Here is a 5,515-nt window from a genome sequence, read left to right on the forward strand (position 1 = left end):
AGAACAACTTGTGTGGATTTTTACTGATTGATTGATCGAAATATTATCATTGATTGATTGGTTTAAATTACTCGAAGTTTATTTGAGCGAAATTTAAGTCAGAAAATTGATGAGCCAGAATTGGCACCTTGTCTTTAATAAGGTGCAAAATGATTTTTAACTGAAGAGTTTGATCATGGCTCAGATTGAACGCTGGCGGCAGGCTTAACACATGCAAGTCGAGCGGAGTGATGGTGCTTGCACTATCACTTAGCGGCGGACGGGTGAGTAATGCTTAGGAATCTGCCTATTAGTGGGGGACAACATTTCGAAAGGAATGCTAATACCGCATACGTCCTACGGGAGAAAGCAGGGGATCTTCGGACCTTGCGCTAATAGATGAGCCTAAGTCGGATTAGCTAGTTGGTGGGGTAAAGGCCTACCAAGGCGACGATCTGTAGCGGGTCTGAGAGGATGATCCGCCACACTGGGACTGAGACACGGCCCAGACTCCTACGGGAGGCAGCAGTGGGGAATATTGGACAATGGGCGCAAGCCTGATCCAGCCATGCCGCGTGTGTGAAGAAGGCCTTATGGTTGTAAAGCACTTTAAGCGAGGAGGAGGCTACTGAAGTTAATACCTTCAGATAGTGGACGTTACTCGCAGAATAAGCACCGGCTAACTCTGTGCCAGCAGCCGCGGTAATACAGAGGGTGCAAGCGTTAATCGGATTTACTGGGCGTAAAGCGCGCGTAGGCGGCTAATTAAGTCAAATGTGAAATCCCCGAGCTTAACTTGGGAATTGCATTCGATACTGGTTAGCTAGAGTGTGGGAGAGGATGGTAGAATTCCAGGTGTAGCGGTGAAATGCGTAGAGATCTGGAGGAATACCGATGGCGAAGGCAGCCATCTGGCCTAACACTGACGCTGAGGTGCGAAAGCATGGGGAGCAAACAGGATTAGATACCCTGGTAGTCCATGCCGTAAACGATGTCTACTAGCCGTTGGGGCCTTTGAGGCTTTAGTGGCGCAGCTAACGCGATAAGTAGACCGCCTGGGGAGTACGGTCGCAAGACTAAAACTCAAATGAATTGACGGGGGCCCGCACAAGCGGTGGAGCATGTGGTTTAATTCGATGCAACGCGAAGAACCTTACCTGGCCTTGACATAGTAAGAACTTTCCAGAGATGGATTGGTGCCTTCGGGAACTTACATACAGGTGCTGCATGGCTGTCGTCAGCTCGTGTCGTGAGATGTTGGGTTAAGTCCCGCAACGAGCGCAACCCTTTTCCTTATTTGCCAGCGAGTAATGTCGGGAACTTTAAGGATACTGCCAGTGACAAACTGGAGGAAGGCGGGGACGACGTCAAGTCATCATGGCCCTTACGGCCAGGGCTACACACGTGCTACAATGGTCGGTACAAAGGGTTGCTACCTAGCGATAGGATGCTAATCTCAAAAAGCCGATCGTAGTCCGGATTGGAGTCTGCAACTCGACTCCATGAAGTCGGAATCGCTAGTAATCGCGGATCAGAATGCCGCGGTGAATACGTTCCCGGGCCTTGTACACACCGCCCGTCACACCATGGGAGTTTGTTGCACCAGAAGTAGGTAGTCTAACCGCAAGGAGGACGCTTACCACGGTGTGGCCGATGACTGGGGTGAAGTCGTAACAAGGTAGCCGTAGGGGAACCTGCGGCTGGATCACCTCCTTAACGAAAGATTGACGATTGGTAAGAATCCACAACAAGTTGTTCTTCATAGATGTATCTGAGGGTCTGTAGCTCAGTTGGTTAGAGCACACGCTTGATAAGCGTGGGGTCACAAGTTCAAGTCTTGTCAGACCCACCATGACTTTGACTGATTAAGGTTATAGACAGAAAGATACATAACTGATGATGTAAGCTGGGGACTTAGCTTAGTTGGTAGAGCGCCTGCTTTGCACGCAGGAGGTCAGGAGTTCGACTCTCCTAGTCTCCACCAGAACTTAAGAGAAGTTCGGATTACAGAAATTAGTAAATAAAGATTTAGATCTTGGTTTATTAACTTCTGTGATTTAAGTATCACGGTATTAAGCATGACCTGACGAAGGCATGTTTATTCATTAACAGATTGGCAAAATTGAGTCTGAAATAAATTGTTCACTCAATAATGAAAAGAGAAGAAGTAATTCTAATCTTGGAATTCATTGAGAACTAGCAAATTAACTGAATCAAGCGTTTTGGTATATGAATTAGATTGAAGCTGTACAGTGTTTAAATACACAGTACTTCAAACTGTAAGAGATTGATGAGAAATCATTGATCATGTCTTATTACTCCTTGTAGGTAATAACGACTGTTTGGGGTTGTATAGTCAAGTAATTAAGTGCATGTGGTGGATGCCTTGGCAGTCAGAGGCGATGAAAGACGTAATAGCCTGCGATAAGCTCCGGGGAGGCGGCAAATATCCTTTGATCCGGAGATTTCTGAATGGGGGAACCCACCTACTTTAAGGTAGGTATTGCAACATGAATACATAGTGTTGCAAGGCGAACGAGGGGAAGTGAAACATCTCAGTACCCTTAGGAAAAGAAATCAATTGAGATTCCCTTAGTAGCGGCGAGCGAACGGGGATCAGCCCATTAAGTTATGTGTGTTTTAGTGGAACGCTCTGGGAAGTGCGAACGTAGAGGGTGATATTCCCGTACACGAAAGGGCACACATAATGATGACGAGTAGGGCGAGGCACGTGAAACCTTGTCTGAATATGGGGGGACCATCCTCCAAGGCTAAATACTCCTGACTGACCGATAGTGAACCAGTACCGTGAGGGAAAGGCGAAAAGAACCCCTGTGAGGGGAGTGAAATAGATCCTGAAACCGCATGCATACAAGCAGTGGGAGCCGACTTGTTCGGTGACTGCGTACCTTTTGTATAATGGGTCAGCGACTTATATTCAGTAGCGAGGTTAACCGTATAGGGGAGCCGTAGAGAAATCGAGTCTTAATAGGGCGTTTAGTTGCTGGGTATAGACCCGAAACCAGGCGATCTATCCATGAGCAGGTTGAAGGTTGGGTAACACTAACTGGAGGACCGAACCCACTGTCGTTGAAAAGCCAGGGGATGACTTGTGGATAGGGGTGAAAGGCTAATCAAGCCTGGTGATAGCTGGTTCTCCCCGAAAGCTATTTAGGTAGCGCCTCGGACGAATACCATAGGGGGTAGAGCACTGTTTCGGCTAGGGGGTCATCCCGACTTACCAAACCGATGCAAACTCCGAATACCTATGAGTACTATCCGGGAGACAGACTGCGGGTGCTAACGTCCGTAGTCAAGAGGAAAACAATCCAGACCGCCAGCTAAGGCCCCAAAATCATAGTTAAGTGGGAAACGATGTGGGAAGGCATAGACAGCTAGGAGGTTGGCTTAGAAGCAGCCACCCTTTAAAGAAAGCGTAATAGCTCACTAGTCGAGTCGGCCTGCGCGGAAGATGTAACGGGGCTAAAACTATGTGCCGAAGCTGCGGATTTGACTTTTAAGTCAAGTGGTAGGGGAGCGTTCTGTAAGCCGATGAAGGTGTATTGAGAAGTATGCTGGAGGTATCAGAAGTGCGAATGCTGACGTGAGTAACGACAAAACGGGTGAAAAACCCGTTCGCCGAAAGACCAAGGGTTCCAGTCCAACGTTAATCGGGGCTGGGTGAGTCGACCCCTAAGGCGAGGCCGAAAGGCGTAGTCGATGGGAAATTGGTTAATATTCCAATACTTCTGTGTAATGCGATGAGAGGACGGAGAAGGTTAAGTCAGCCTGGCGTTGGTTGTCCAGGTGAAAGGAAGTAGGCATGCATCTTAGGCAAATCCGGGGTGCTCTATGCTGAGATCTGATAGCAAGCTGTACTTGTACAGCGAAGTGGCTGATACCATGCTTCCAGGAAAAGTCTCTAAGCTTCAGTTACACAGGAATCGTACCCTAAACCGACACAGGTGGTCAGGTCGAGTAGACCAAGGCGCTTGAGAGAACTCTGCTGAAGGAACTAGGCAAAATGGTACCGTAACTTCGGGAGAAGGTACGCTGTTGTTGGTGATGGAACTTGCTTCCTGAGCTGATGACAGCCACAGAAACCAGGCCGCTGCAACTGTTTATTAAAAACATAGCACTCTGCAAACACGAAAGTGGACGTATAGGGTGTGATGCCTGCCCGGTGCTGGAAGGTTAATTGATGGGGTTAGCGTAAGCGAAGCTCTTGATCGAAGCCCCAGTAAACGGCGGCCGTAACTATAACGGTCCTAAGGTAGCGAAATTCCTTGTCGGGTAAGTTCCGACCTGCACGAATGGCATAATGATGGCGGCGCTGTCTCCAGCAGAGGCTCAGTGAAATCGAAATCGCTGTGAAGATGCAGTGTACCCGCGGCTAGACGGAAAGACCCCGTGAACCTTTACTGCAGCTTGACATTGAACTTTGACCTTACTTGTGTAGGATAGGTGGGAGGCTTTGAAGTTGGAACGCTAGTTCCAATGGAGCCGTCCTTGAAATACCACCCTGGTAATGTTGAGGTTCTAACTCTGCCCCGTAATCCGGGGCGAGGACCATGTCTGGTGGGTAGTTTGACTGGGGCGGTCTCCTCCTAAAGAGTAACGGAGGAGTACGAAGGTGCGCTCAGCGTGGTCGGAAATCACGCGTAGAGTATAAAGGCAAAAGCGCGCTTAACTGCGAGACCCACAAGTCGAGCAGGTACGAAAGTAGGTCTTAGTGATCCGGTGGTTCTGTATGGAAGGGCCATCGCTCAACGGATAAAAGGTACTCTGGGGATAACAGGCTGATACCGCCCAAGAGTTCATATCGACGGCGGTGTTTGGCACCTCGATGTCGGCTCATCTCATCCTGGGGCTGAAGCAGGTCCCAAGGGTATGGCTGTTCGCCATTTAAAGAGGTACGCGAGCTGGGTTTAGAACGTCGTGAGACAGTTCGGTCCCTATCTACCGTGGGCGCTGGAAATTTGAGAGGATCTGCTCCTAGTACGAGAGGACCAGAGTGGACGAACCTCTGGTGTACCGGTTGTGACGCCAGTCGCATCGCCGGGTAGCTATGTTCGGAAGGGATAACCGCTGAAAGCATCTAAGCGGGAAGCCTACCTCAAGATAAGATTTCCCTAGGACTTTATGTCCTCTAAAGAGCCGTTCGAGACTAGGACGTTGATAGGTTGGATGTGGAAGCATAGTGATATGTGAAGCTGACCAATACTAATTGCTCGTGAGGCTTGACTATACAACACCCAAGCAGTTGTATATATGGCATCAATCGATTCATTAATATGCAAAGCAACTTGATTTAGTTATATGTTTAGCTAAAATGAACAAAATAGAGTAAGACTCAATCAGCCCATCTGTAAAGATTTGGAAAACGCATCGGCAACCAATAAGACCAATGCAAGTATCCATACCAGTTGTGCTGGCGACCATAGCAAGAGTGAACCACCTGATCCCTTCCCGAACTCAGAAGTGAAACCTCTTAGCGCTGATGGTAGTGTGGGGTTTCCCATGTGAGAGTAAGTCA

General features: G+C 48.5%; 2 tRNA genes and 3 rRNA genes. All 5 read left to right on the top strand.

Features of this window, described 5'->3' with window-relative positions:
* The first annotated feature begins 157 nt into the window (after window positions 1-157).
* A 16S ribosomal RNA gene (locus MSG66_RS03655) occupies window positions 158-1,695 on the top strand.
* Between the two features lie 59 nt (window positions 1,696-1,754).
* A tRNA-Ile gene (locus MSG66_RS03660) sits at window positions 1,755-1,831 on the top strand.
* A gap of 56 nt (window positions 1,832-1,887) precedes the next feature.
* Window positions 1,888-1,963, top strand: a tRNA-Ala gene (locus MSG66_RS03665).
* 370 nt (window positions 1,964-2,333) lie between these two features.
* A 23S ribosomal RNA gene (locus tag MSG66_RS03670) occupies window positions 2,334-5,227 on the top strand.
* Between the two features lie 182 nt (window positions 5,228-5,409).
* Window positions 5,410-5,515, top strand: a 5S ribosomal RNA gene (gene rrf / locus MSG66_RS03675); the annotation flags it as partial.

The sequence above is a fragment of the Acinetobacter sp. IK31 genome (assembly GCF_035615195.1).
GTDB lineage: Bacteria > Pseudomonadota > Gammaproteobacteria > Pseudomonadales > Moraxellaceae > Acinetobacter > Acinetobacter calcoaceticus_C.